Source organism: Brevundimonas variabilis, assembly GCF_014199945.1.
Classification (GTDB): Bacteria; Pseudomonadota; Alphaproteobacteria; order Caulobacterales; family Caulobacteraceae; genus Brevundimonas; species Brevundimonas variabilis.
Map to the genome: position 1 here is coordinate 489,166 of NZ_JACHOR010000001.1, position 25,508 is coordinate 514,673.

Consider the following 25,508-nt stretch of genomic DNA (forward strand, 5'->3'; position numbering starts at 1 on the left):
TGTCATGAACAACATCTCATCCTGGGCGATCAAGAACCCGATCCCCATCATCCTGATGTTCGTCCTGCTCACCGTGGGGGGTGTGGTCGGCTTCATGGGGATGCGGATCAACAACAACCCCGACATCGCCTTCCCGCTGGTGTCGATCACGGCCGCCCGCCCGGGCGCAGCCCCGGCCGAGATGGAGACCCAGGTCACGCGACTGATCGAGGACTCGCTGGCCGGTCAATCCGGCGTCCGTCAGATCACGTCGCAGATCCTGGATGGCGTCTCGATCACGACGGTCCAGTTCGAGCTGGAAACCGACGTCGAACGCGCCACGAATGACACCCGCAATGCCGTCAGCCAGCTGCGCGCAGACCTGCCGCAGGACATGCAGGAGCCGACGGTCGCCCGCATCGACATCACGGGCGACGCCCTGATCACCTATGTGGTCCGTTCCGGCTCCATGAGCCCGGAGCAGATCAGCTGGTTCGTCGACAACACCATTGCACGCCAGCTTCTGGCCATCCCGGGCGTGGGCGAGGTCAACCGGTCGGGCGGCGTCGATCGCGAGATCCGCGTGGAACTCGATCCCGACCGGCTGAATGCCTATGGTGTCACGGCAGCGCGCGTGAGCCAGGCGCTGACGTCGGTGAACAACAACCTGCCCGGCGGGCGGATCACGGTCGGTGGCTCGGAACGCGCCATCCGCACCGTGGGACAGGCCGGTTCGGTCGAGCTTCTGGCCGCGACGCTGATCCCGCTGTCCGAGGGCCGGACCATCCGTCTGGACCAGCTTGGAACCGTGTCCGACAGCTGGACCGAGCCGCGCACCCTGGCGCGCTTCAACGGTCAGGAGGCGGTGACGTTCAGCTTCCTGCGGTCCCGCGAGGCCTCCGAAGTCACTGTGGCCGACCGGGTTCGCGAGCGCGTCGCCGAGCTCGATGAGGCCCATCCCGAGCTGGAAATCGAACAGGTCACCGCCAGCGTCGAATACATCGAGGAAAGCTATCTGGCCTCGCTGGAAGCCCTGGCGCTCGGCGCGGCACTGGCCGTCGTGGTCGTGTTCATCTTCCTGCGCGACTGGCGGGCGACGCTGATTGCGGCGACGGCCATGCCGCTGTCCCTGATCCCGACCTTCATGATCCTGGAGCCGCTGAACCAGTCGCTGAACGTCGTGACCCTGCTGGCGCTCTCCCTGACCATCGGCATCCTGGTCGACGATGCCATCGTGGAGATCGAGAATATCGTCCGGCACATGCGGGACGGCAAATCCCCCTATGATGCCTCGATGGAGGCCGCCGACGAGATCGGCCTGGCCGTGGTGGCGACGACGGCGACCATCATCGCCGTGTTTGCGCCGGTTGGCTTCATGCCCGGGATCATCGGGCAGTTCTTCAAGGCGTTTGCCCTGGCGGCCTGTGTGTCCGTGGCCTTCTCGCTGGTCGTGGCGCGGACCCTGACGCCGCTGATGGCGGCCTATCTGCTGCGACACCACAAGCACGAGGATCGCGATCCGCCGTGGATGCGGACCTATCTGAACATGCTGCGCTGGTGCCTGGGCAACCGGTGGAAGGTGTTCGGCATGGGCGTTGCCCTGTTCATCGGCACGGGGGCCATCGCGCCCCTGGTACCGTTCGAGTTCCAGCCGTCCGGCGACCAGTCACGGGCCGCCTTCTCGATCGAGACGCCGCCCGGATCCACGCTCAGGGAAACCGACGCCATCGTCCAGCGCCTGACGCGCGACCTGCGCGCCCGCCCCGAGGTGGTCTCCGTCTATGCGTCCATCGGCGGTCAGGACGTCAACCAGGCCAATGTCTACGCAGACATGGTTCCAAAGGGCGATCGCGACCTGAGCCAGCAGGCCTTCGCGCGGGAAATGGTCGACAGCTGGGACGGGATCGCCGGGGCCCGGATCGGGGCCGGCGTCGCGGTTCAGGGGGGCGGTCCCAGTGACGGGACCACCTATACCTTTGCGCTGCTGGGTGATGACCCGGCGGCCCTGGCCACCGCTGCGAGAGCCGTCGAGACCGAGATGCGGTCCGTCCCCGGCCTCGCCAATGTGATCAACACGGCCGCCATCGCCCGACCCGAGATCGTGGTCACGCCGCGTCCGGATCAGGCCGCTCTGATGGGGGTCACGGCACAGACCATCAGCCAGGCCGTGCGGGTCGCCACACTGGGCGACGTCGATCAGTCGCTGGCCAAGTACAATCTCGGCGACCGCCAGATCCCGATCCGGATCCTGCTGAATCCGGAGGCTCGCGAGAATCTGGCCGTGATCGAGAACCTTCGCGTTCCGAACGGTGAAGGCACGCCCATCCCGCTCAGCGCCGTCGCGGACGTGCAGTTCGGATCCGGCCCGTCGCAGGTCCTGCGCCAGGACCGGTCACGCATTGCCTCCATCACGGCCGAGCTGAACGGCATTCGCTCCGGCGAAGCCTCGGCCGCTGTCCTTGCCCTCCCCGCCGTCAAGAGCCTGCCCGAAGGGGTACGTCAGGTCGCGGCAGGCGACGAGGAGTTCATCCAGGAGATGATCTCGGGTTTCAGCGTCGCCTTCCTGACCGGCATCCTGCTGATGTATGCGGTGCTGGTCCTGCTGTTCAAAAGCTTTGCCTACCCGGTCACCATCATGGCGGCGCTGCCGCTTGCGATCGGTGGGGCGTTTGTCGCCCTGTTGATTGGCGGGTCCAGTTTCTCGATCTCGTCCCTGATCGGCATTCTGATGCTGATGGGGATCGCGGCCAAGAACTCCATCCTCCTGGTCGACTATGTGATCATCGCCGAACAGGGCGGCATGCCCCGATATGATGCGATCGTGGACGCGGCCCACAAGCGGGCCCGCCCGATCCTGATGACGACCTTCGCCATGGGCGCGGGGATGTTGCCGGTCGCGATCGGCTGGGGGGCCGACGTGGAGTTCCGTCAGCCCATGGCCATCGCGGTAGTCGGCGGCCTGATTTCCTCGACCTTCCTGTCGCTGCTGTACATACCGGCCATCTTCACGATCGTGGACGACGCCAGCGGTTGGGCCCGCCGACGCCTCGGGAAACGGTTTGCCGGACAACACCAGAGCTCCGGTGGCACCGCGACAGCGCCGGACATGCCTCCGGTCCCGGCCGAATAGGCGAGACCAGAGCCTCTGCTCACCCCGGCGAAAGCCGGGACCCAGTGCTTACCGGACGTCCGATGCATGGGTCGTGGGCAACCCCGGCATCCGCGCCACATGACGCGAGGCCCCTGCCTTCGCCAGGGTTGATGGACCTTGGACACGCGCAAAGCAAAACCGGCCGGGGTTGCCCCCGGCCGGCTCTGCAGTCCCGACCCGGGGGTCGATCAGTACTTGAAGCGAACCGTTGCGCCGAAGGTCCGGGGCTGGCCCAGGAAGGCGTCGTAGGTCTGGGTATCCAGGGCCGGGTTATAGAAGGTGCCATTGGGCTGCACCGTCCGCTGGAACGCCGAGCCTTGCAGCGGGGCATTGTAGGCGACCTGGACATACTCTTCGTCAGTCAGGTTCTGGGCCCAGACTTCCAGGGTCCAGCGGTCATCTTCCGTGCCCAGCGACACGCGGCCGTTGACCAGGGTCAGGTCGTCCTGCTGCTTGGCAGGCAGGTTGTCCGAGCCGGTGTTGTATTCCGACGTGTACTTGGCCTGCATGCTCAGGCCCATGCGCAGGCCGCTGCCGATCGAGCGATCGAAGTTGAAGCCGCTCGTGAACGACCATTCCGGCGCGAACGACGGAGGCGAGCCTGGCAGCAGCGACAGTTGCGGGAAGTTGGCCCCTGCCGCCAGTTCAGCGGCCGTGAAGTTGCTGAACTGCGCGTCCGTGTAGGTCATGCCGGCCGACAGGCTGAGGCCTTCGATCGGAGTGAACCACAGGAAGTCGGCATCGACGCCGCGGGTGGTCAGTTCCGGGATGGATTCCACCACGAAGGCGGTCCCGAGGAAGGTGTTCAGCTGGAAATTCTCGAACGTCTGGTCGAAGTAGGTGGCGTTCAGCAGGACCGACCGGTTGAACAGGGTGGCCTTGAAGCCGGCCTCGTAGCTGTCGACAGTTTCGGACGGGAAGAACAGGCTCGCGTTCGGTGTCACGCCGGTCTGCACGCGGTCGAGGTTGTAGCCGAAGGACTTGTAGCCCCGCGCAAACGAACCATAGGTCAGGAGCCAGTCGGTAGGACGATAGGCGACCTTGAACGTTCCGCTGACTTCGCTGTCATTAACCTCTTCAGCGACCCGGCGATTGGCATAGGCGGAGTTCGACCAGGGCAGGCAGATGTTGGCGAGGAAGATCGGTGCGTTGGCACCCAGAACCCCACCGATTGCGGCAGCGTTGCCGAGGGCACCGGTGCAGGTCGCGCCATTCCCATTGATGTTGGTCTGGAGACCATCCAGCGACTTGTTGTCGTAGGTGTAGCGCAGACCCAGCGTCAGATCGAGCTTCTCGGTCAGCTTGTAGGTGTTGTTCGTGAACAGGGCGAAGGATTCCGAACCCTGGTCATACACATCCCGAACACCCTGGCCGACGATGAAACCGGGGCCCGTCGCCTGGAACGTCGGCACGGTGACGACGGCGCCACCGGGTCCGAACGGCCCGCGACCGGATCCGCCGGTCTGCAGACAGGCACCGAACGACTGGGCTGTCTGGCCGGGGCGGGTGAAGCAGCCGATGATCGACGGCGACACCGGGATGGCGGGGTTGGCCCCGTTGATGTTTGCCGACAGCAGGAACGACAGGAACGGCGTGTAGTCGGCACCGAAATAGTAGCTGTCAGTGCGGTTGATGTCTTCCTTGGTCGCGAAGACGCCCACGAGCCAGTCAAGCTTGTCGGTCGCGCCCGCCACGCGGAATTCCTGGGTCAGGTTGTCGACCTCGAAGCCGAACTCGCCGTCGTTCACCCGGTACAGGATGTCGGCGCCGGTGAAATCCAGATCCTGGCCGTTGGCGGTCGACCACGAACGCCAGGACGAGACGCTGGTCAGGGTCGCATCACCCCAGCGGTTCAGGTCGAAATTGGCTTCCGCCGAAACGCCACGGTCCTCGATCTGCTGGCCGGTCGGACGGTTTGCATAGGCCGTGCGCGAGAATGGCAGCGTAGCGAAGCCGGGAGCTGGCGGACGCTGGCCCGTGCCCTCCGAAAGACCGTCGATGAACGGATAGGTCTGGCCCGTACGGATCTGCGTGCCGACGCAGCAGTATTCGTCGCGCTTGGAATAGTCCGCGATCAGGCGAAGCGACACATTGTCGTTCGGCAGGAACAGAAGCTGGCCGCGAACGGTCCAGAAGTCCTGGTTCTGGTCGTCGAGGTTCGTGCGCGGACCGTCACCGATGTTGATGTCGTTGAACCCGTCCCGGATGCGGCGGGCAGCGTACAGGCGGAAGGCGGTCGTGTCGGTGATCGGCCCGGTGACCGAGCCGGAGACGCCGAGGGCGCCGTAGTTGCCGACCGTGCCTTCGAAGCTGTAGCCCGGCGTGAACGCGGGGGCTTCGGTAATGATGTTGATGACGCCGGCCGAGGTGTTCTTGCCGAACAGGGTCCCCTGCGGGCCCTTCAGGACCTCGATGCGCTGCAGTTCGCCCAGGTCGCCAAAGCCGACGCCGTTGCGCGAGCGATAGACGCCGTCGATGACAACGCCGACCGAGCTCTCCAGGCCGGGGTTGTCACCCACCGTGCCGACGCCGCGGATCCGGACCGTGGTCGAGGCCTCGTTGGTCGTCGACGTCACCGTCAATCCGGGCGTCAGGATCGCCATATCCTTGATGTCACGGACGCCCGCGTCGCTGAGGACTTCCTGCGACAGCGACGTCACCACGATCGGCACGTCCTGCAGGCTCTGCTCGCGCTTCTGGGCGGTGACGATGATGTCATCGACCGTCGTCGGCTCGTCCTGATCCTGGGCGAAGGCAGTTCCGGCAAAGCCGAAGGCGACGGCACCGACGACGGCGGCGGACGCGGTGCTGCGAAGAATTTGAGTAAGGCGCATGAATACGGCTCCCGGTTCCTGTGCCAGATCACTGTCAGAACAGCGTCGTGGCGTTTCCTGAATTCCCTGATCCGCGCCCTTCTGACGTGGCGGCGGATTCTCGAAGCTCTGGCGTAGTCCAAGCCGGGTAAAGCGACAAGCGACCGCAGGGTGCAGGGCCGCATTTCAGCCGCGCCACAGGACCCGGTGTGACGCAAAAGCGACAAAAACTGGTGACCTAAGGTCAATATTCCCGCCTGAAACCCGAGTATCCGCACAGATTTCGCGCGGTATGGGCGATATGCGATGCATCAGCAGGGTGTCCACCAAAGCGTCCAGCAGGACCGGTGGTCGAGGCCGGTTGCGCAGAGGGGTCAAAGTCCGCATTTGCGGTTCATGCCCGTATCGACCGCCTATCGCCCCGATCCCCTTTTTTCTGCTCTCGGCCCGGAGTTCGGTGATCCGGTCGCGCCTGCCGATTTTCCGCAGACGATCCTGCGTCATCGCAATGCGCGGGCTGCGGCTTCAGTGGGCCTTGATGCACTGACGAATGACGAATGGGTGGCCCATTTCGGTCGCTTCGAGCCCCTGCCCGGACAGCCGGGACCGATCGCCATGCGGTATCACGGGCATCAGTTCCGGACCTACAATCCCGATCTCGGTGACGGACGAGGCTTTCTCGCGGCCCAGCTGCGCGAGTCATCTCCCGTAGGCCAGACAGGGCGACTGCTCGACCTCGGGACCAAGGGCTCCGGCACGACACCCTGGTCCCGGGCCGGTGACGGCCGACTGACCCTGAAGGGCGGCATGCGTGAGGTCCTGGCGGCGACCATGCTGGAGGCCCTGGGCGTGCCGACCAGCCGGGCCCTCAGTCTGATCGAGACCGGCGAGGCGCTGGAACGGGGGGACGAGCCTTCGCCGACCCGCTCGGCCGTGCTGGTCAGACTGCAGCACAGCCATGTCCGGTTCGGGACCTTCCAGCGCGCAGCCTATTTCGAACGCGCAAACCAGATCGAGATCCTGGCGGAGCATGTCCGTGCGACCTATCACCCGCAGGTCGAGGCCGGCGACGCGCCTGGTCTGCTGGCTGCAATCGTGGAAGCGTCGGCCCGGCTGGCGGCGCGCTGGATCGCGGCGGGCTTCGTCCACGGCGTTCTGAATACCGACAATCTGAACGTTACGGGCGAGAGCTTCGACTACGGGCCCTGGCGTTTCCTGCCTGCCTATGAGCCCGGCTTCACGGCCGCCTATTTTGACTCTTCCGGACTGTATGCCTTTGCGCGCCAGCCCGAGGCGGTGTTCTGGAACCTGACCCAACTGGCCGGGACCCTGAAGCTGGTCGCGGATGCCGAGCCTCTGACAGAAGCCCTGAACGGTTTCGGCCCGGCCTATATCCGGCATCTGAGGTCTGCCTTTCTGGACAGGCTCGGCGTCAGAAGCCTGGGCGAAGCGGCTGACCAGCGGCTGCTGGACACGACGCTGGCCCTGCTGAGGGAAGGCGGGGCGGAGCTGCGCTGGGAGCCGCTGTTTTTCGACTGGTTCACCGGGTTCGGCTCCTCCGCCCGTGCGCTGTCGGGGCCGCGCGCGAAACTCTACCAGACCAAGGCCTTTGCCGATTTCCGCTTCGCCCTGTTCGAGCATGAGCCGGATCGGCCGGAACGCCTCGAAGCGCCCCTGTTCGCACGGCCCGAGCCCGAAGAGATGCTGATCGACGAGGTCGAGGCCATCTGGTCGGCCATCGACCGGGACGATGACTGGTCCCCGTTTGCGGACAAGCTCCAGCGGCTTGAAGGGCTGCGGCAGACCCTGCGCGCATCGGCCTGATACCGCGTCTGCAAGCCATGGCCGCGCCGGGTTCCGGCGTGTTCTGAAAGAGCGAAAAGCGTCGTCGGCCCATAAAGTCATCAATTGATGTCTACAGATGATGACATCACGATATAGCTGTGCCATACCCTTGCGGACGGCCATGGCCGATCCGATATCGCGACTGTTGCAGTTTGCTACGCCCGCCTCCCCTTTCGCCCCTCCTTTCAAGAGCCGTCTCATGGCCACCCTTTGCCAGAACGCGACCACGCCGCGGACGGCCCGCGCGCGTCAGGCCCGTGATTTCACCAACCTGGCGCTCTGGACCTTCCAGGGGTGGATCGCGATGTTCTTCGTGGCTGCCGGCTATGCCAAGCTGACGGAGCCGATGGATAATCTGGCCCTGCTCCTGGACTGGCCCGAGAAGGTCAGCCTCAGCCTCGTGCGCGGCGTCGGGATCGTGGAAATCGTCCTGGCGCTGGGGATGCTGATGCCCCTGTTCTCCTGGAAGATCGGGCGCTGGCCCCTGCTGGTCTCGGCCGCGGGCCTCGTCGCCCTGCAGACCGTCATGCTGGGCGTTCACATTATCGGGGCGGATGTCTCGCTGGTCATTACCAATGTCCTGCTGCTGGCGATCACGATCCCCGTCCTGCTGGGCCGACGCCCCCCTTGCTGACACCGGCCGCACGGCACCGGTCGGAACAGAATTTCACATTGTCCCAGTCACGGGCCCATTTGGCGCGCCAGACAAAAGGGCGGCCGCAGGCCTGACAGTCCTTGGCCGGCAGGTCGCCCTTGGCCGGGGCCGAACCCTTGTTCACGTGCTTTCGTGCCATGCGTCGAACTGAAACCTTCCCTTTACGTGCGCGTCAAGTTATGGTGCGGCCATGGCCACGGCGGACGACCATCGCACCTATTCCATCCGGCAGCTTTGCCGTGAGTTCGGTGCGACCGCCCGCGCCTTGCGCTTCTATGAGGACAAGGGGCTTCTGACCCCGGCGCGCAAGGGTCAGACCCGTGTCTATGACGCCCGTGACCGGGCCCGGCTGAAACTCATCCTGCGCGGCCGCCGCATCGGTTTCACCCTGCACGAAATCCAGGACATGCTGGATCTGTACGACCGGAACGACGGCAACACCCATCAGATGGCGATCGCCCTGCGGCGTCACCGCGCCCAGATCGAGGCCCTCAAGCAGCAGCGGGAGGACCTCGACGCGGCGATCGAGACGGCCGAGGCCGCCTGTGCCGCCATGGAGGAGCGCCTGTCCGCCATGCGTCCCGATCTGTTGCCCGGCGCAGAAGATTACGAGTCCGTCCTGCGTGCCCGCCTGAACCACGACGACCCCCACGCCCATCACGCACCCCGCAACCCCTTCAAAGCGAGAGCCTGAGTCCATGGCCTATAAAGCCCCCGTCCGAGACCTGACCTTCATCCTGAACGAGGTTCTGGAGATCGACCGCTATTCGAACCAGGTCGGGTTCGAGGACCTGTCGTCCGATTTGGTCAGCCAGATCCTCGAGGAGGGCGCCAAATTCGCCGAGGAAGTGATCGCCCCGATCAACCACTCGGGCGACAAGGAAGGTTGCCACTGGGACAACGGCGTCGTCACCGGGCCCAAGGGCTGGAAGGAAGCCTATCAGGCCATGGTCGAGGCCGGCTGGCCCGCCCTGTCAGCCGATCCTGCCTATGGTGGCCAGGGCATGCCGGCCGTCGTTGGCATGGCCTTTGGCCAGTTCACGGCCGGGGCTTCGGCGGCCTTCTCGATGTACCCGGGCCTGACCGCCGGTGCCTATGCCGGCATTCACGCCAATGCCTCCGAGGAACTGAAGACCAAATACCTGCCCAAGATGGCCACCGGCGAGTGGGGCGGCACGATGAACCTGACGGAGCCCCAGTGCGGCACCGATCTGGGCATGGTGCGGACCAAAGCCGTGCCGCAGGCCGACGGCAGCTACAAGATCACTGGCCAGAAGATCTGGATCTCCGCCGGCGAACACGACTTCACCGACAACATCATCCATACGGTCCTGGCCCGCATCGAGGGCGCTCCGGCCGGGATCAAGGGTCTCAGCCTGTTCCTGGTACCCAAGGTCCTCGTCAATGAAGACGGCTCGCTGGGCGAGCGCAATTCGCTGATGTGCTCCGGCCTGGAACACAAGATGGGCATCCACGGCAACGCCACGGCGGTCATGCAGTACGACGGTGCCACCGGCTGGCTGATCGGGGCCGAGGGCCGCGGCATGAACAACATGTTCGTTGTGATGAACGAGGCGCGCCTCGGTACCGGCCTGCAGGGGCTGGCCATCGGCTCGGCCGCCTACCAGGCCGCGCTGGAGTTCGCCAAGGACCGCATCCAGGGCCGCAGCCTGACCGGACCCAAGAACCCCGAGGCCCAGGCCGACAGCATCATGGTCCACCCCGACGTCCGCCGCATGCTGCTGGAGGCCAAGGCCTTCGTGGAAGGGGGCCAGGCCTTCGTGCTGTGGACCGCGCTTCAGGCCGACCTGCAGAAGTCGGCCGACGAGGCGACCGCGCAGAAGGCCAACGACTACATGGGTCTGCTGACGCCGGTCCTGAAAGCCTATCTGACCGACAAGGGCTTCCACGTCGCCTCACTGGGCATGCAGGTCCATGGCGGCTCGGGCTACACCGAGCATTTCCAGGCCTCCCAGTATCTGCGCGATGCCCGCATCACCATGATCTACGAGGGCACAAACGGCATTCAGGCTCTGGATCTGGTGGGCCGCAAGCTGCCCGCCAACGGCGGGCGCGCGATCATGGCCTGGTTCTCCGACATCGACGCCTTCGTGGCGGAGAACGGTGGCGAGGGTCCGGTGAAGCCGTTCGTCGACGGCCTGGCCGATGCCAAGAAGAAGCTGCAGGAAGGCACGATGTGGCTGATGCAGAACGGCATGCAGAACCCGGACAATGCCGGTGCTGCCAGCACCGACTATCTGAACCTGTTCGGTCTGACGGCCCTGGCCTATATGTGGGCCCAGATGGCCAAGGCGGCGCAGGCCCATGTCGACGCCGGGTCCGAGGACCCCTTCTACGTCACCAAGCTGCAGACCGGCCGCTATTTCGTCGAGCGGATCCTGCCCGACGCTGCTGCGCACCTGACCAAGCTGAAGACCGGCGCGGACGTCCTGATGGCCATGCCGATGGAGGCGTTCTGACTGTCCTCCCCGTCGCAGCGCGATGGGGAGGTGTCACGACGCGCTTACGCGTCGTGACGGAGGGGCTGCCAGCTTCAGTATCGGTCTGATCGCTGATCTTGAAAACCGTGCGGTGGAAAGGGCCCCTCCATCGCTTCGTGGTCCCCCTCCCCAGCGCGAGGGATGGGGAGGAGATGGAAAATGCTGAACGTTATCGACACGCCTGATCCCGACTTCATGCAGGAAGAGGAAATCACCCTCTTCTCCGACAGTGTCGGCAAATGGATCGACGAACACGCCCCGCCCGAAGAGGTCCAGTCCTGGATCGCCAACTCCACCGTCCCGCGCGAACTGTGGAACAAGGCGGGTGAGGCTGGCCTGCTGGGCCTGTCGATGCCCGAGGAAGACGGCGGCATGGGCGGCGACTACCGCCACGAAGTCGTGCTGATGCGTCAGCTGGGCTGGAAGGGTGCCGACCATTTCGGCATCAGCCTGCACAACGCCATCGTCGCTCCCTACATCTGGCACTACGGCACACAGGAGCAGAAGGAGCGCTGGCTGCCGCGGCTGCTGACCGGCGAACTGGTCGGGGCCATCGCCATGACCGAGCCGGGCGCGGGCTCGGACCTTCAGGGCATCAAGACCACCGCCATCAAGTCCGGCAACGGCTATGTGGTGAACGGGTCCAAGACCTTCATCACCAACGGACAGCTGGCCAATTTCATCATCGTCGTGGCCAAGACCGATCCTGCGGCAGGAGCCAAGGGCACCAGCCTGATCGTGGTCGAGACCGACGGGGCCGAGGGCTTCGAGCGCGGCCGGAACCTCCACAAGATCGGCATGGAGGGCAATGATACCTCGGAGCTGTTCTTCAATGACGTGAAGGTGCCGGGCGAGAACATCATCGGCGGCGGCGAGGGCATGGGCTTTATCCAGCTGATGCAGCAACTGCCGCAGGAGCGTCTGAACATCGCCATCCAGGGCGTGGCTGCAGCCGAGCGCGGGCTTTCCGAGACTCTGGCCTACGTCAAGCAGCGCAAGGCCTTCGGCAAGACGGTCCTCGACTTCCAGAACACCCAGTTCAAACTGGCCGAGGTCAAGACCAAGCTGACCGTGGCCAAGGTTTTCTGCGATCACTGCATCGGCCTGCACCTCAAGGGGCAGCTGGACGCCGTGACGGCCTCCATGGCCAAATACTGGGTGACCGACATCCAGGGCGAGACCCTGGACGAGATGCTCCAGCTTCACGGTGGCTATGGCTACATGAACGAGTACCCGATCGCCCAGCTGTACAAGGACGCCCGCGTCCAGCGGATCTACGGCGGCACCAACGAGATCATGAAGGTGCTGATCGCGCGCTCGCTCTGACCCGTCCGCTCATCCCGGCGAAAGCCGGGACCCGGTGTTTCGCGGCCATGATCCCGCTTGCAACAGCTCGCGGATTGCCGTCACACCCGGAACTTCAGAGCACTGGGTCCGGGCGTTCGCCGGGATGAGCGGAGATCACCATGGTCCGATTGTACGTCACGCCTGATCTCGGCTCCGGCACCCCGATCGCCCCGACGCCCGACCAGTCACGCTATCTGACGGGCGTGATGCGGCTGACGCAGGGCGACGATATCCTGATCTTCAACGGTCGGGACGGGGAGTGGCGCGCCACGATTACCGAGTTCACCAAGCGTGGCGTCGTGCTGACGTGTCGCGAGCTGGCGCGGCCGCAAGCGTTCGGTCCGGATCTCGAACTGGTCGTCGCCCTCGTGAAGAAGTCCCGTGTCGAGACCATCGTCGAAAAGGCCGCGGAACTGGGCGTGCGCCGCATCCGGCCGACGATCACCCGCCGCACCAATGTCGAGAAGGTGCGGCTGGACCGGCTGGATGCCATCGCCATGGAGGCGGCCGAACAGACCGGACGTCTGGATGTCCCCATCGTTGACGATCCCGAGAAGCTGGAGGCCATCCTCGACGGATGGGATCCGGCCCGGAGGCTGATGTTCTGTGACGAGGCCGGCGGTGAACCAGCCATGGCAGCGCTCCAGGCGGCGGGCCCGGGGCCCTGGGCCATCCTGATCGGCCCCGAAGGCGGGTTTGCGCCAGAGGAACGCGCGCGCCTGAGAGCCCTTCCCTTCACCACCGCCGTCTCTCTGGGCCCCCGGATCCTGCGGGCCGATACGGCCGCGATCGCCGCCATGACCCTGTGGCAGGCCGCCATCGGCGACTGGGAACGCTAGGCCGTCCGCGCGCGTTCGCCGATCCGGCCATCTGCCCTCTTGAGCCCGGCCACTTTCCCGCCCATTTAGCCGCAACAACGCCGGTGCCAGTCGTGCCGGTATTCGGGGTTCACTCATGGCCGATCACGCGCCGCTTACGTTCGACCAGCTTGTCGCCTCGATGTCCGACGGGGCCAAGCCAAAGGCGCAGTGGCGCATCGGCGCCGAACACGAGAAATTCGGTTTCGACAAATCGACCCTTCGCCGGCCCGGTTACGAGGGGCCAAACGGCATCCACGCCATGCTGACCGGCCTGCAGCGCTTCGGCTGGGCCCCGGTCGAGGAGGGTGGGCATCTGATCGCCCTCGAGCGCAAGAATGCCGAAGGCTTTACAGCCTCCATCAGTCTTGAGCCGGGCGGTCAGTTCGAACTGTCCGGGGCCCCGCTCCAGACCATCCACGACATCTGTTCGGAGACCGGCCAGCATCTGATGGAGGTCAAGATGGTCGCCGACGAGCTGAACCTTGGCTTCCTGGGCGCCGGGTTCGACCCGATGTGGACCCGCGAGGACGTGCCGGTCATGCCCAAGGGCCGATACGACATCATGCGGTCCTACATGCCCAAGAAGGGCAGCCTGGGCCTCGACATGATGCTGCGGACCTGCACCATCCAGGCCAACCTCGACTTCGAATCCGAGGCCGACATGGTGGCCAAGTTCCGGACATCGCTGGCCCTGCAGCCGATCGCCACCGCCCTGTTCGCCTGCAGTCCGTTCACGGAAGGTCGCCCGAACGGCTTCCTGTCAGCCCGCGCAAATGTCTGGACCGACACCGACCCCGATCGCACGGGCATGCTGGCCTTCGTCTTCGAGGACGGTTTCGGCTTCGAGACCTATGCCAACTATGCCCTCGACACGCCGATGTATTTCGCCAAGCGCGACGGCCGCTACATCGATGCCTCTGGCCAGTCGTTCCGGGCCTTCATGAAAGGCGAACTGCCCGCCCTGCCCGGCGAGCTGCCGACGATGAAGGACTGGGCCGATCATCTGACGACCCTGTTCCCCGAAGTCCGGCTGAAACAGTATCTCGAGATGCGCGGGTCGGATGGCGGCCCATGGAGCCGCATCTGCGCCCTGCCGGCCCTGTGGGGCGGGATCTTCTACGATTCACCGTCGCTGGCCGCCGCATGGGACCTCTGCAAGGACTGGGACATCGCCGACCACGAGCGTCTGCGCCGCGACGTGACGAAACTGGGCCTGAGAGCCGAGGTCGCGGGTCGCACCGTGCGCGACATTGCCGTCGACATGGTGGCCATCGCGCGCCAGGGCCTGAAGAACCGCGGCCGCATGTCGGGCGGCATGGTCGACGAGCGCGGCTTCCTGTCGGAGCTGGAGGATATCGCCGACAGCGGCGTCACCCCGGCAGAGCGGCTTCTGGACCTCTACCACGGCGACTGGAACCACGACGTCACGCGGATCTACCGCGACTTCGCCTACTGAAGGTCAGGTCGCCGACGGCTTGACCAGATCGCAGAAGGTGACGCCTTCATGCTCCGCCCAGGCCGTTCGCATGAATGCGCCCTGATACCAGCCATAGGCCGAGGCGTCGTTCGACAGCGCCTGGTAGTTGCTCTCGAAATAGGCGTGCGGGTCTTCCCCGGCCGGCACGGGGCTGGGCAACTGACCGAGAAACACGTTGAAATTCGCGACGCGGTCGGCGACCGGGGCGTTCGGAACCGTGTCCTGAAGCCAGAAGGCGATGGCGATCCGGTTGGCCAGCACTTCGTTTTCCCAGCTGTCGCTGCTGGTCAGGCGTCCGTCCAGCGAGGCGACATAATGACCGAGCTCGTGCGGCACCAGCAGACTGTTGAAGATTTCGGCGAACTGCTGTTCCGGCGTCAGGCCCAGCGTCCCCGCCGCCGCCCATCCGCCCAGCATCCCCTGCATCCCTTCCGGCATTTCGGCCCACCGCGACAGGTGCACAGACCGGTCGTCCAGGTAGTAGGACACCAGGCTGGGAGCGGAATCCACAATGACGCCCGGCACATAGGGCGGGGTAACACCACAGGCCCTCAGTGCCGTGTCAAAGCGGGCAATGATTGCTTCCGCCTGCATCTTCAGCGGATCGACGTCCTGAGCCAGACCCGGGGTCGCAAGGACACTCCCGCCGATGACGACGGCACGGATCACGGAAAGCAGTCGGTTCGACATCACGCCCTCAAGGAGTTCAAGCCCGTTCACCTATCGTCGATTTTCCATTCCTGTCCATGGCTCCGGGTCGCCGCGATCCAAATTTCATCCCGCAGGATCGAGGCTCGCTGCGTCCTTGCCGAAAAGGGCGGCCCTGCATTAAGGCGCGGCCGTCGCCGCGGTAGGTCCACAGGTGCACGAGCTGCGGAAACCACGCGTCCCAGCCGGGGTGCGGACCCGTCAGTTGCGCGTCCCCTGGTCCGACCATCCCCAGACGTCGTTTCCGCCGAAGATCATGCGACGGATCGCGGGTGCGGTCAGCGCGGCGCTGAACCCGGGTGTCGGGGCGCTGGCGGCATCCAGCCGCGACATCTGGGCCCCGGTCAGTTCAAGGTCTGCCGCCGCGAGATTGCCGGCAAGCTGGGCCGTTGTGCGCACGCCGATCAGGGTGGAGGTCACGCCGGGACGCTGCATGACCCAGCGCAGGGCAACCTGGGCCATGGGCCGATCCAGCTCTTCGGCAACGGTCTTCAGGGCCTCGAGGATCAGCCAGTTCTGATCGACGAATTTGCTCTGGCCGAACGGATTGGCCCCGCTCAGGCGCCCGGTGTTCGACAGATCCTCCCTGCGATACTTGCCTGTCAGGAAGCCGCCAGCCAGCGGGCTCCACGGCATCACGCCCATCCCGCCCTCCTTCGCGGCCGGAAAATGCTCGCCCTCTACGTCACGGGCGACCAGCGAATACTCGACCTGGATCGCGACCGGGCCTGGCACGTGGCGTTCGGCGGCGAGGGTGGCGGCCTTCATCGCCAGCCAGGCGGGCATGTCGGAGAAGGCATAGTAACGGATCTTGCCGGCCCGGACGAGATCGCCGAGCGTCTGCACGATTTCCTCGCCTGGCGTGACGCCGTCCCAGACATGCATCCAGTACAGGTCGACGTAATCGGTACCGAGGCGGACAAGCGACGCATCGAGGGCCCGGTGGATGTTCTTGGCCCCGGCCCCACCGGCATGGGGATTGCCACGGCCTGAAGCGTCGGTCGTGAGGGGGCTGGCGGAACCGTTGAACCCGAATTTGGTCGCCAGCACGATCTCGTCCCGTGAGCCGGTTTCCTTGATGAACTGGCCCACCAGCCGCTCGCTCTCGCCGCCGGAATAGATGTCGGCCGTATCCACGAAATTGCCGCCCGCCTCGCGATAGGCCTGAAAGATGGATCTAGAAGCGGGTTCATCCGCACCCCATGCTCCAGGTCCGAAGGTCATGGTTCCGAGGGCCAGGGGACTGACGACGAGCCCGGAGCGGCCGAGCGTGCGGTAGGCGGTAAGCGACATGGAAAAGACTTTCGTAGCGGTTGCTATGAAATCCATGGCCCTCTTGCCGATGGGGGTCAAGGTATTTCATAGTGGTCGCTATGGAACAAACCGATCCATCACGCCGACCGGGCCGACCGCTTTCCTTCGATCGCGACGCAGCGCTGCGCCAGGCGATGCTGACCTTCTGGCAGCATGGCTACGAGACCAGTTCGGTCACCGATCTGACGACGGCGATGGGGATCTCGACGCCCAGCCTCTACACGGCGTTCGGCGACAAGAAGCAGTTGTTCCTGGAAACGGTCCGGCTCTATGCGGGCGATCCGGAGGCCACGCAGGCCGCTGTCGCTGCGGCGCCCAGCGCCCTTGAGGCCGCCCGTGACCTCCTGCAGGGCGCGGCCCTTGCCTACACCGGCGAGGACACGCCGAAGGGCTGTCTGCTGGCCAGTGCAACGGCCAGCGGCTCTGTCGCATCGTCGGAGGTCCAGCATGCCGTTGCGGATATCCGCCGCTCGGTGCAGGGGGCCCTGCGCGCGCGGATCGAGCGGGACAAGTCGGACAAGGTGCTGCCGCCGGACGCGGATGCTGCGGCACTGTCAGGAATGGTCATGGCCGTCATGCAGGGCCTGTCTGTGCTTGCGCGGGACGGTGGCGACAGGGCCTCCCTTCTGGCCATAGTGAGCCTTGCCTTGCAAGCATGGCCGCGGCAGCCGGGACACCCGGTACCGGGTCCGGCAAGCCCCTCGTCATCATTTGGGATGTCCGCCTGAAAACGACCCCGCAACGTGCGCTTTCGGCTCGAATTCGACGATCGGCACTCGACCGTTCCCGCCCAGCAGGGAACGTTGCAGTTTGTTTCCCGAACGACCTATGGATCCCATGGAACGGGAGAAAAACGAGTGACAAGGCTCAAGGACAAGATTGCTCTGGTGACGGGTGCAGCGCAGGGAATCGGTGCGTCTGTTGCCCGCGCCTTCGTCGCCGAAGGGGCCATGGTTTATCTGACCGATATCAACGACGACGCAGGCCGAGCGCTGGCCGAAACGCTCGGCGTATATGCCGGATATCGCCATCTGGATGTGCGTGTGGAAAGCGACTGGGAAGCGGTGATTGATGATGTCCTGGCTGCCCACAAGCGGATCGACGTGATCGTCAACAACGCGGGCATCACGGGGTTCGAGGGAGGGCCCGTCGCCCATGACCCGGAACATGCCAGCCTCGCCGACTGGCGCAGTGTCCATGAGACCAACCTCGATGGGGTCTTCCTGGGCTGCAAGCACGGCATCCGGGCCATGCGAACAACAGGCGCAGGATCCATCATCAATCTTTCATCCCGGTCGGGTCTCGTCGGCATCCCGGGCGCGGCGGCCTATGCGTCGTCGAAGGCGGCGATCCGGAATCACACGAAGACGGTTGCGCTCTATTGTGCCGGTCAGGGCCTTGCGATCCGCTGCAACTCCATCCACCCGGCAGCCATCCTGACCCCCATGTGGGAGCCCATGCTCGGTGTTGGCCCGGAACGGGAAAAGCGCATGGCCGATCTTGTAAGCGATACACCGATGCGCCGCTTCGGTCGGCCCGAAGAAGTCGCGGCCCTGGCGGTGTTGCTGGCCTCCGACGAGGCCACTTACATGACAGGATCGGAGCTGAACCTCGACGGGGGACTGCTTGCCGGTACAGCGTTGGCGCCTGAACGGACATGATGAGGGATTTGATATGAGCAGGGCCATCAGGGTCGGTGTGGGCGGATGGACCTTCGAGCCCTGGCGCGGCGTATTCTATCCCGAAAAGCTTGTTCAAAAACAGGAACTTGCTTTCTTGTCAGCCCGAGTTTCCTCGATCGAGATCAACGGCACCTACTATTCGACCTTCAAGCCCGACAGCTGGCTGAAGTGGCACGACGAGACGCCGGACGGGTTCGTGTTTTCGGTCAAGGCCAGCCGCTACTGCACCAATCGCAAGGTGCTGTCCGAAGGCAAGGAGAGCTTCGACCGGTTTCTGGATCAGGGGCTGACGCGGCTCGGCCCCAAGCTGGGCCCCATCAACTGGCAGTTCATGGCCACCAAGAAATTCGACCCCGAGGATTTCGAGGGCTTTCTGAAACTGTTGCCCCAGGAGAAGGACGGTCTGCCGCTACGCCACGCGCTGGAGGTCCGGCACGGCAGTTTCGATGTGCCGCAGTTTTATGATCTGGCCGCGAAATACGGCATGGCCATCGTCTATGCCGAGGACGACGAGGCTCCCGAATGGCCGCGGATCGACCAGCCGACGGCGGACTTTACCTATGCGCGGCTGATGTCGAGCCGTGAGACCGAGCCGACCGGCATGACGTCGCAAGAGCTCGACGTGATTGCGGATCGTACCCGTGCATGGGCGAGGCGCGGTGACGTCTTCGCCTACTTCATCTCGGGGGCAAAGATCCGCAATCCGGCGGCAGCCCAGGCGCTGATCGCGAAACTCGGCTAGGCGGCAACCGACCCGATCCGCACGGCGTTCCCTTGCGGATCGTCATCGGCAGCCACACTTTCCGGCAGCCGCCCTGCAAAGCTTCAAGGACATCGTCATGCCCATCGCCACCCGCGCCTTCGCCGCGACCGCTTCCGATCAGCCGCTCGCCCCCTACAGCTTCGACCGTCGCGATCCGGGCGCAGACGATGTGGCCATCGACATCAAATTCGCTGGCGTCTGTCACTCCGACCTTCACATCGTGAAGAACGACTTGGGCAATACCCGTTATCCCATCGTGCCCGGCCACGAGATCGCAGGGATCGTCTCGGCGGTCGGGGCCAATGTGACCCGCTTCAAGGTCGGTGACCGGGTCGGGGTCGGCTGCATGGTCGACAGCTGCCGCCAGTGTCAGCCGTGCCAAGACGGTGAGGAACAGTACTGCGTCCCGGGCATGACCCAGACCTATGGATCGCCCGATCCCAAGGGTGCCGAAGTGGGTCAGGCCATCACCCAGGGCGGTTATTCGACCGCCATCGTGGTCGATCAGAACTATGTCGTGACCATCCCCGACAGCCTGCCGCTGGATGCAGCAGCGCCCCTGCTTTGCGCCGGGATCACCACGTATTCACCGCTGAAGCACTGGAACATCGGACCAGGATCGCGGGTCGCCGTGATCGGACTTGGCGGCCTGGGACATATGGCCGTCAAACAGGCTGCGGCCATGGGAGCCGAGGTCACGGTGCTGTCGACGTCGGACCGCAAGAGGGCCGACGCCGAGCGCATGGGCGCAAAACACTTCCTGATCAACACCGACAAGGCCGCGATGAAGGCGGCGGGCGAGAGCTTCGATCTGATCATCAACACCGTGTCCGCCACCCACGAGATCTCGAACCACGTGGGGCTGCTGGCCAAGGACGGGACCATGGTCATGCTGGGCCTCACCACCGAGGGCCTGCCGGTCTTCGCCATGGGGCTGCTGTGGCGTCGCCGTTCGATCGCGGGTTCGCTGATCGGCGGAATCCGCGAAACCCAGGAGATGCTGGACTTCTGCGCCGCCCACGACATCGCCTGCGATATCGAGACGATCGCACCGGAGCAGATCAACGAGGCCTATGAGCGGATGGAGAAGTCCGACGTCCGCTACCGCTTTGTCATCGACGTCTCCAAGATGGCCGAAGCAGCCTGATAAATCGAAGAAGCCATCACGGGGATTACCCGTGATGGCTTCTCGCGCGTTGGCTTCCCGGCTAAGGCCTATCTGGACCGCAGGATCTTCCGCCTCAAGGAGGACCGCATCCGGAAACACACAGAGGGAAATGCACATGGCACGAGTGGCTTTTGTAACCGGCGGCACGCGCGGCATCGGCAAGGCGATCGTGCAGAGGCTCAAGGAAGACGGGATGGCCGTGGCTGCGGGCTATTCCGGCAACAGCGACGCCGCAGAGGCCACGGCCCGCGAACTCGGCGTGATGGTCGTCAAGGGGAATGTCGGCTCGTTCGACGACTGTGCCCGCGCCGTCGCCGACGTGGAGGCCGAGCTCGGGCCCATCGACGTGCTGGTGAACAATGCCGGCATCACCCGCGACGGCTTCTTCCACAAGATGAGCTCGGACCAGTGGTCGGACGTGATCCGGGTCAACATGGACAGCGTGTTCAACATGACACGCCAGGTCATCAACGGCATGCGCGACCGGGGCTACGGGCGCATCGTGAACATCTCGTCGATCAACGGCCAGAAGGGGCAGGTCGGCCAGACGAACTATTCGGCAGCCAAGGCCGGCATGATCGGCTTTACCAAGGCCCTGGCGCTCGAGAATGCCCGCAAGGGCGTCACCGTGAACTGTATCGCGCCCGGCTACATCGACACCGAAATGGTGGGGGCCATGGACGAGAAGGTCCTGGCCAGCATCATTGCCCAGATCCCCGTCGGGCGACTGGGCAAGGGCGAGGAGATCGCCGACATGGTGTCCTGGCTGTCCGGCGAGCGTGCTGGATATGTCACAGGATGCACCCTGTCGCTGAACGGCGGTCAGTATCTGGTCGGCTGAACCGGGTCTGCCCAAAATCCGCCGATGTGCGGTTGCACCGCTGTTGTCATGAGTTCCAGGGTGAGGGTCAGATCGGCGTCCGCGCCGACCAGAATGGCAATGGCATGTCTCGCCGTCGCCATCTCACCGGCATTCGTGGCGACGCCCTCGTTGGCCCAGGTCCGGAGCAACGCCCAGGCCGAACAGAGCCGGGCGCTCGCCGGATCAGGCGCGACCCGCACGCTCCCGCCGACCGGTCGATATGCATCCGAGACCGGCGAGAATTTCATCTTTGACCGGTCCGGTTCCCGGCCGCTGTTCCGTTTCGAGCGCCGGGAAGAAACCTGGGTGCTGCGACCCACGCCCGCGCCGCGTGGCGACATCATCTACCGCAACGATGAGGGTGCCCGGGTCCTGAGGGTCTCGCCCGAGGGCGGAATGACGCTCTACACCGTGCGCGCGCCCAATGGCACGCCGGCCTCGATGGTGGGTCCGGCCACGTCCCTGGCCCTGCCGGTACTGGGGCCGGAGAAGCTGTTCCAGCTGATGGCCATTCGCAGTGGCCTGATCACCACCGCCCTGGGTCGCACCGTCAGGATCAACCTGTTCGGTGACCAGTCGGAAGCCCTTTGTGTCGAGGCCCTGATCATATCGACCGATGCGGTTCTTCGAATGGCACGGTCTGCGACGATGCGCGATCGCCTGACCAATCTTCGCAGCATCACCATCGTCGAAGGCGGGCGAATGTCGGCTACGTTCAATCGCGGGGAACTACGGGTCGTCGTCAATCCGGCCCAGGGCATCAGCGGTCGACCTTCGTCGAGCCGCATCATCCGGGCCTTCGAGCCCACCCAGTAGGATCAGCCGGAAAAGCTGTCCTTGGCCGCTCGCCGTCGGGCAAAATCCTCCGCATCGCCTGACCGCAGGAACGGATTGAACGCCTTCTCGACCGCCAGGGTCGTCGGTATGGTTGGTTCGCCATGCGACCGGGCCAGAAAGATCGCCTCCGCGTGCGCCGCCATTTCAGGCCGGGCGTCCAGGCTGAGGGCAAACCGGGCATTGGCAGCGGTATACTCATGAGCCCCGTACAGAACCGTGGCGTCAGGCCAGGCGGACAGGGTCTTCAGGCTATCCCACATCTGATCGGGCGTGCCTTCGAACAGCCGGCCGCAACCGAGCGGAAACAGGGTGTCGCCCACGAAAGCGATGGCGTCAGCGGCGCTGCGGAACACGACATGGCCCAGGGTGTGGCCCGGCGTGGCCGTCACCTCGAATACCGTCTCGCCGAGCGTCACCCGATCACCGCCATCGATCACCCGGTCCAGCGGAGCGGCGCGGCGCACCTCTTCTGGCCCGACGATTTCTGCACCGGTCGCAGCCTTGACCGCCGCATTGCCCTGGGTGTGATCCGGATGCCAGTGGGTGTTCAGGATCAGGTCAAGACGACCCCAGCCCAGCCGCTCCAGTTCCTCCAGCACCCGCGCGCCGTCCGGCGTGTCGACACACCCGACGGTTCCGGTGGCCGCATCACGGACCAGAAAGCCGTAGTTGTCGCTCAGGCAGGGGAACAGATGAACGTCCAGGGGCATCGGCAAGCTCTCTTCACGAGAAAAACGGATAGCAGATGGGGGCCCGGATTGCTTCAGCGACGAACGGCCGCGAACAGCCTATAGTCCCTTCATGCGGCGCGGCATCGACGATCTGAGGACCTTTTACGGCGAGCCGACCGGCACGCTGGTCCGGCGTCTGCTGGCACGACGGCTCGATGATGCCTGGGGCGAGGCCAATGGCAGTGACATCCTGGGCATCGGCTATGCCACGCCATGGCTGGACGCCTTTGTCGGGGCGCGGCGTGTGGTTGCAGCGATGCCGGCAGGACAGGGCGTGGAACTGTGGCCGGTCACCGGTCGAAACCGGACCCTGCTGGTCGACGAGCGCCGGCTGCCTTTCGCCGCTGGCGCCTTCGACCGGGTCCTTCTGGTTCACGCACTGGAAGAAGCCGACGATCCGGCAGCCCTGCTGACCGAAGCGGTCCGCGCCCTTTCGCCAGCCGGACGGATCATTCTTGTGGCGGCCGCCCGAGGCGGACTGTGGGCCCGCGCCGAGGCCACACCCTTTGGTCATGGCCGCCCCTTCACCCGCGGGCAGCTGGAGCGACTGGTCCGCCAGGTCGGGCTGGAACCAACCGCGTGGTCACAGACGCTGTATGTGCCGCCATGGCCGCCGCTGCTCGGACTTGCCGACGGCTTCGAGCAGGTCGGACGACGCCTCATCCCGGGCGCTGCGGGACTGATTTTGCTGGAGGCATCGCGGCACGCCTATGCCCGGATCCGTCCGGGCGGACTGACCCAGCGCGCCCGGGCCACGTCACCGGCCCTGCTGCCCCAGCCAGCCACGCGTCCAGTGACCGATCTCGGCCGGACCGGATCAGGCACGGACGGGGTGGATGCGCCCGACGAACCGTTCTAAAGGCCCGGCCATGCACCGTCTGATCCTCATGCGCCATGCAAAGACCGAGCGTGTCCCGGCCTCCGGGACGGATCGCGACCGGGCCCTGCTCGAGCGAGGCCATGCCGATGCAGCCCTGATGGCCCGGGTCCTGGCAGAACGCGGGCTGCGACCTGACCTTGCCCTGGTGTCGACCGCAACGCGTACCCGCCAGACCTGGGACGACATGCACGACGCCTTTGGCGACGTGGAAGTCCGGCTGGAGCCGACGCTGTACAATGCCCCGTCCGATATCATCCGGAGGCTGGTCCAGTCGGCCGAGGAGCAGGCGGGATGTCTGCTGGTGCTGGCCCATAATCCGGGCATCCATCTTCTGGCGGTCGAATATCTCGTCGAGAGTGCGGCCTCGCCTTCCGTCCTGGACAAAATGTCCGGAGGCTTCCCCACCGGGGCCTGCGCGATCTTCGAGGTCGATGTGGCCGGGCGCTGCGCCTATGACGGCTTCCTGACGCCCAAGGCCTTCGGCGGCGGCGCTGACGAGTGAGCGCTCCGGTTGCCTACAAGCTGGTTGCCCGGGAAGAATGGGAAGCCGCCAACGCGACCGGTCCCTATGGCGGATCCGCGGTGGACCTGGCGGACGGCTATATCCATCTGTCGGGCGCAGACACGCTTCTTGAAACGGCCCGGAAATACTACGCCGGTCAGACCGACCTTCTGTTGCTGGCCGTCGATCTTGGCACTCTGGGCGGCACAGTCGTCTGGGAGCCCTCCCGCGGCGGGGCCCTGTTTCCGCATATCTACGGCCCCCTGCCGGTCAGCGCTGTAAAGTCGGCCCGATCGTTGAAGGTCGACGAAGCCGGTGCCCTGATCTTTGAAGACGGAGCCGGACTGTGAACCTTTCGGATCTGGGAGCCGGACTGCTGCGGCGGATGGATCCGGAGGCGGCTCACACTTTTGCCATCCAGGCGCTTAAGTCCGTTCCCCTGCCTCGGACAGGGGCCGACGAGCCAATCCTCGCAACGTCCGTGGCCGGGCTGCCGCTCTCCAACCCGATCGGTCTGGCCGCAGGGTTGGACAAGAATGCCGAGGCGCTGGCCGGTCTGTCACGCCTTGGTTTCGGGTTCCTGGAGTGTGGGTCCGTCACGCCGCTGGCGCAGCCGGGCAACGCCAAACCACGACTGTTCCGACTGTCCGAGGACCGGGCCATCATCAACAGGATGGGGTTCAACAATGCCGGGCTCGACGCATTTGCCGGGCATCTGGCGGTCAGGCCGGCGAAGACGGTGGTCGGGGCCAATCTGGGGGCCAACAAGGACACCGAGGACCGAGCCGCCGATTATGTGACCGGCCTGCAGCGTCTTGCCGGTCTGAGCGACTACTTCACCGTCAATATCTCGTCACCCAACACGCCCGGCCTGCGCGCCCTGCAGGGACGCGAGGCGCTTGACGATCTCCTGGGGCGGGTCGCCGAGGCGCGGCCGGGCAAGACCCCTGTGTTCCTGAAGATCGCGCCCGACCTGACCGGAGCCGAAATCGTCATGATCGTCGAAGCGGCCCTCTCCCACCGGATCGACGCACTGATCGTCTCGAACACGACCCTCGATCGTCCGGACAGCCTGCGCTCGACCTTTGCATCCGAAGCGGGTGGGCTGTCCGGCGCCCCCCTCCGTGCGCGGGCGGAGACGGCGCTCAGGCATGCGGCTGAGGCTGCGCAGGGTCGCCTGCCCCTGATCGGCGTCGGCGGTATCGCGTCCGGAGCGGATGCCTATGCCCGCATTCGCGCGGGGGCCTGTGCCGTACAGTTGTATTCGGCCCTGATTTTCGACGGCCCCGGACTGGTCGGAAGGATCAAGCGCGACCTCGCGGCCTGTCTTCGCGCAGACGGTCTGAACAGTATTGCCGAAGCCATGGCCGCGGGGCCCCTGCAACGCCGTTGACGGTGCGTTAGGGCAAGCCTGCCATGGTGGGCCAAAGGGG

Annotated in this window: 23 protein-coding genes; 18 read left to right on the forward strand and 5 right to left on the reverse strand. The window is 65.2% G+C overall.

The window, feature by feature from the left end:
- Positions 1 to 4: 4 nt before the first annotated feature.
- The gene (locus GGR13_RS02335; protein ID WP_183211841.1) at positions 5 to 3,109 is read left to right on the forward strand and encodes an efflux RND transporter permease subunit; all 3,105 of its coding nucleotides are present in this window, start codon (positions 5 to 7) and stop codon (positions 3,107 to 3,109) included.
- 209 nt (positions 3,110 to 3,318) lie between these two features.
- Here the strand turns inward: GGR13_RS02335 and GGR13_RS02340 are convergent, their stop codons facing one another.
- Positions 3,319 to 5,964 (reverse strand): TonB-dependent receptor, encoded by a 2,646-nt coding sequence (locus GGR13_RS02340; RefSeq protein ID WP_183211842.1) that lies wholly within the window; start codon positions 5,962 to 5,964, stop codon positions 3,319 to 3,321.
- 375 nt (positions 5,965 to 6,339) lie between these two features.
- Between GGR13_RS02340 and GGR13_RS02345 the strand changes: the two genes are divergently transcribed.
- Together GGR13_RS02345 and GGR13_RS02350 are read left to right on the forward strand one after the other, a co-directional pair.
- Positions 6,340 to 7,767 (forward strand): protein adenylyltransferase SelO, encoded by a 1,428-nt coding sequence (locus tag GGR13_RS02345; protein ID WP_183211843.1) that lies wholly within the window; start codon positions 6,340 to 6,342, stop codon positions 7,765 to 7,767.
- A 220-nt stretch (positions 7,768 to 7,987) separates the two neighbouring features.
- Entirely contained in the window at positions 7,988 to 8,422 is a 435-nt protein-coding gene (locus tag GGR13_RS02350) for a DoxX family protein (protein ID WP_183211844.1), read from the forward strand.
- On the opposite strand, the gene GGR13_RS02355 is transcribed toward GGR13_RS02350, so the two are convergent.
- The gene (locus GGR13_RS02355; RefSeq protein ID WP_183211845.1) at positions 8,382 to 8,582 is read right to left on the reverse strand and encodes a DUF2256 domain-containing protein; all 201 of its coding nucleotides are present in this window, start codon (positions 8,580 to 8,582) and stop codon (positions 8,382 to 8,384) included. The two genes, GGR13_RS02350 and GGR13_RS02355, sit on opposite strands and share 41 nt — an antisense overlap.
- A gap of 51 nt (positions 8,583 to 8,633) precedes the next feature.
- Here GGR13_RS02355 and GGR13_RS02360 point away from each other — a divergent pair, with 51 nt between their 5' ends.
- The 5 genes from GGR13_RS02360 (at position 8,634) to GGR13_RS02380 (ending at position 14,607) form a co-directional block, all read left to right on the forward strand.
- Positions 8,634 to 9,137 carry a MerR family transcriptional regulator gene (locus tag GGR13_RS02360; protein ID WP_183211846.1) on the forward strand — a complete coding sequence of 168 codons (504 nt, stop codon included), beginning with the start codon at positions 8,634 to 8,636 and terminating at the stop codon, positions 9,135 to 9,137.
- A 4-nt stretch (positions 9,138 to 9,141) separates the two neighbouring features.
- Positions 9,142 to 10,923 (forward strand): acyl-CoA dehydrogenase C-terminal domain-containing protein, encoded by a 1,782-nt coding sequence (locus tag GGR13_RS02365; protein WP_183211847.1) that lies wholly within the window; start codon positions 9,142 to 9,144, stop codon positions 10,921 to 10,923.
- Positions 10,924 to 11,103: 180 nt separating this feature from the next.
- A complete protein-coding gene (locus tag GGR13_RS02370; protein WP_425486063.1) occupies positions 11,104 to 12,270 on the forward strand; it encodes an acyl-CoA dehydrogenase family protein in 1,167 nt (388 codons plus the stop codon).
- 140 nt (positions 12,271 to 12,410) lie between these two features.
- Positions 12,411 to 13,130, forward strand: a complete 720-nt coding sequence (locus GGR13_RS02375) for a 16S rRNA (uracil(1498)-N(3))-methyltransferase (protein WP_183211848.1) — start codon at positions 12,411 to 12,413, stop codon at positions 13,128 to 13,130.
- A gap of 115 nt (positions 13,131 to 13,245) precedes the next feature.
- Positions 13,246 to 14,607 carry a glutamate--cysteine ligase gene (locus GGR13_RS02380; RefSeq protein WP_183211849.1) on the forward strand — a complete coding sequence of 454 codons (1,362 nt, stop codon included), beginning with the start codon at positions 13,246 to 13,248 and terminating at the stop codon, positions 14,605 to 14,607.
- A gap of 3 nt (positions 14,608 to 14,610) precedes the next feature.
- Here GGR13_RS02380 and GGR13_RS02385 read toward each other — a convergent pair whose 3' ends face one another.
- Entirely contained in the window at positions 14,611 to 15,318 is a 708-nt protein-coding gene (locus tag GGR13_RS02385; protein WP_183211850.1) for a hypothetical protein, read from the reverse strand.
- 219 nt (positions 15,319 to 15,537) lie between these two features.
- The gene (locus tag GGR13_RS02390) at positions 15,538 to 16,629 is read right to left on the reverse strand and encodes an aldo/keto reductase (RefSeq protein WP_183211851.1); all 1,092 of its coding nucleotides are present in this window, start codon (positions 16,627 to 16,629) and stop codon (positions 15,538 to 15,540) included.
- Between the two features lie 80 nt (positions 16,630 to 16,709).
- Here GGR13_RS02390 and GGR13_RS02395 point away from each other — a divergent pair, with 80 nt between their 5' ends.
- From GGR13_RS02395 to GGR13_RS02420, 6 genes are all read left to right on the forward strand, one after another.
- Positions 16,710 to 17,378: a TetR/AcrR family transcriptional regulator gene (locus GGR13_RS02395; RefSeq protein ID WP_183211852.1), complete on the forward strand. Its 669-nt coding sequence runs from the start codon at positions 16,710 to 16,712 to the stop codon at positions 17,376 to 17,378.
- Positions 17,379 to 17,507: 129 nt separating this feature from the next.
- Positions 17,508 to 18,311, forward strand: a complete 804-nt coding sequence (locus tag GGR13_RS02400) for an SDR family oxidoreductase (protein ID WP_183211853.1) — start codon at positions 17,508 to 17,510, stop codon at positions 18,309 to 18,311.
- A 13-nt stretch (positions 18,312 to 18,324) separates the two neighbouring features.
- Complete coding sequence (locus tag GGR13_RS02405; RefSeq protein WP_183211854.1) at positions 18,325 to 19,074, forward strand: DUF72 domain-containing protein; 750 nt, start codon at positions 18,325 to 18,327, stop codon at positions 19,072 to 19,074.
- A 97-nt stretch (positions 19,075 to 19,171) separates the two neighbouring features.
- Complete coding sequence (locus GGR13_RS02410) at positions 19,172 to 20,242, forward strand: NAD(P)-dependent alcohol dehydrogenase (protein WP_221230375.1); 1,071 nt, start codon at positions 19,172 to 19,174, stop codon at positions 20,240 to 20,242.
- A 136-nt stretch (positions 20,243 to 20,378) separates the two neighbouring features.
- The gene (gene phbB / locus GGR13_RS02415) at positions 20,379 to 21,104 is read left to right on the forward strand and encodes an acetoacetyl-CoA reductase (protein WP_183211855.1); all 726 of its coding nucleotides are present in this window, start codon (positions 20,379 to 20,381) and stop codon (positions 21,102 to 21,104) included.
- A 99-nt stretch (positions 21,105 to 21,203) separates the two neighbouring features.
- A complete protein-coding gene (locus GGR13_RS02420) occupies positions 21,204 to 21,941 on the forward strand; it encodes a DUF4908 domain-containing protein (protein ID WP_183211856.1) in 738 nt (245 codons plus the stop codon).
- A 2-nt stretch (positions 21,942 to 21,943) separates the two neighbouring features.
- On the opposite strand, the gene gloB is transcribed toward GGR13_RS02420, so the two are convergent.
- A complete protein-coding gene (gene gloB, locus GGR13_RS02425; RefSeq protein WP_183211857.1) occupies positions 21,944 to 22,672 on the reverse strand; it encodes a hydroxyacylglutathione hydrolase in 729 nt (242 codons plus the stop codon).
- Positions 22,673 to 22,763: 91 nt separating this feature from the next.
- Between gloB and GGR13_RS02430 the strand changes: the two genes are divergently transcribed.
- The 4 genes from GGR13_RS02430 to GGR13_RS02445 are packed head-to-tail and all read left to right on the forward strand — an operon-like array spanning position 22,764 to position 25,468.
- Positions 22,764 to 23,552 (forward strand): class I SAM-dependent methyltransferase, encoded by a 789-nt coding sequence (locus tag GGR13_RS02430; RefSeq protein ID WP_183211858.1) that lies wholly within the window; start codon positions 22,764 to 22,766, stop codon positions 23,550 to 23,552.
- 10 nt (positions 23,553 to 23,562) lie between these two features.
- A complete protein-coding gene (locus tag GGR13_RS02435; RefSeq protein ID WP_183211859.1) occupies positions 23,563 to 24,075 on the forward strand; it encodes a SixA phosphatase family protein in 513 nt (170 codons plus the stop codon).
- Positions 24,072 to 24,425: a DUF952 domain-containing protein gene (locus GGR13_RS02440; protein WP_183211860.1), complete on the forward strand. Its 354-nt coding sequence runs from the start codon at positions 24,072 to 24,074 to the stop codon at positions 24,423 to 24,425. The genes GGR13_RS02435 and GGR13_RS02440 overlap by 4 nt, the downstream gene beginning before the upstream one ends.
- Complete coding sequence (locus tag GGR13_RS02445; protein WP_183211861.1) at positions 24,422 to 25,468, forward strand: quinone-dependent dihydroorotate dehydrogenase; 1,047 nt, start codon at positions 24,422 to 24,424, stop codon at positions 25,466 to 25,468. The genes GGR13_RS02440 and GGR13_RS02445 overlap by 4 nt, the downstream gene beginning before the upstream one ends.
- The last annotated feature ends 40 nt before the right edge of the window (positions 25,469 to 25,508 follow it).

Excerpts from the sequence above, each read along its gene's own strand:
- GGR13_RS02335 (WP_183211841.1), top strand. The coding sequence starts at position 5 with ATGAACAACATCTCATCCTGGGCGATCAAGAACCCGATCCCCATCATC.
- GGR13_RS02340 (WP_183211842.1), bottom strand. The coding sequence starts at position 5,964 with ATGCGCCTTACTCAAATTCTTCGCAGCACCGCGTCCGCCGCCGTCGTC.
- GGR13_RS02345 (WP_183211843.1), top strand. The coding sequence starts at position 6,340 with ATGCCCGTATCGACCGCCTATCGCCCCGATCCCCTTTTTTCTGCTCTC.
- GGR13_RS02350 (WP_183211844.1), top strand. The coding sequence starts at position 7,988 with ATGGCCACCCTTTGCCAGAACGCGACCACGCCGCGGACGGCCCGCGCG.
- GGR13_RS02355 (WP_183211845.1), bottom strand. The coding sequence starts at position 8,582 with ATGGCACGAAAGCACGTGAACAAGGGTTCGGCCCCGGCCAAGGGCGAC.
- GGR13_RS02360 (WP_183211846.1), top strand. The coding sequence starts at position 8,634 with ATGGCCACGGCGGACGACCATCGCACCTATTCCATCCGGCAGCTTTGC.
- GGR13_RS02365 (WP_183211847.1), top strand. The coding sequence starts at position 9,142 with ATGGCCTATAAAGCCCCCGTCCGAGACCTGACCTTCATCCTGAACGAG.
- GGR13_RS02370 (WP_425486063.1), top strand. The coding sequence starts at position 11,104 with ATGCTGAACGTTATCGACACGCCTGATCCCGACTTCATGCAGGAAGAG.
- GGR13_RS02375 (WP_183211848.1), top strand. The coding sequence starts at position 12,411 with ATGGTCCGATTGTACGTCACGCCTGATCTCGGCTCCGGCACCCCGATC.
- GGR13_RS02380 (WP_183211849.1), top strand. The coding sequence starts at position 13,246 with ATGGCCGATCACGCGCCGCTTACGTTCGACCAGCTTGTCGCCTCGATG.
- GGR13_RS02385 (WP_183211850.1), bottom strand. The coding sequence starts at position 15,318 with ATGTCGAACCGACTGCTTTCCGTGATCCGTGCCGTCGTCATCGGCGGG.
- GGR13_RS02390 (WP_183211851.1), bottom strand. The coding sequence starts at position 16,629 with ATGTCGCTTACCGCCTACCGCACGCTCGGCCGCTCCGGGCTCGTCGTC.
- GGR13_RS02395 (WP_183211852.1), top strand. The coding sequence starts at position 16,710 with ATGGAACAAACCGATCCATCACGCCGACCGGGCCGACCGCTTTCCTTC.
- GGR13_RS02405 (WP_183211854.1), top strand. The coding sequence starts at position 18,325 with ATGAGCAGGGCCATCAGGGTCGGTGTGGGCGGATGGACCTTCGAGCCC.
- GGR13_RS02410 (WP_221230375.1), top strand. The coding sequence starts at position 19,172 with ATGCCCATCGCCACCCGCGCCTTCGCCGCGACCGCTTCCGATCAGCCG.
- phbB (WP_183211855.1), top strand. The coding sequence starts at position 20,379 with ATGGCACGAGTGGCTTTTGTAACCGGCGGCACGCGCGGCATCGGCAAG.
- GGR13_RS02420 (WP_183211856.1), top strand. The coding sequence starts at position 21,204 with ATGGCATGTCTCGCCGTCGCCATCTCACCGGCATTCGTGGCGACGCCC.
- gloB (WP_183211857.1), bottom strand. The coding sequence starts at position 22,672 with ATGCCCCTGGACGTTCATCTGTTCCCCTGCCTGAGCGACAACTACGGC.
- GGR13_RS02430 (WP_183211858.1), top strand. The coding sequence starts at position 22,764 with ATGCGGCGCGGCATCGACGATCTGAGGACCTTTTACGGCGAGCCGACC.
- GGR13_RS02435 (WP_183211859.1), top strand. The coding sequence starts at position 23,563 with ATGCACCGTCTGATCCTCATGCGCCATGCAAAGACCGAGCGTGTCCCG.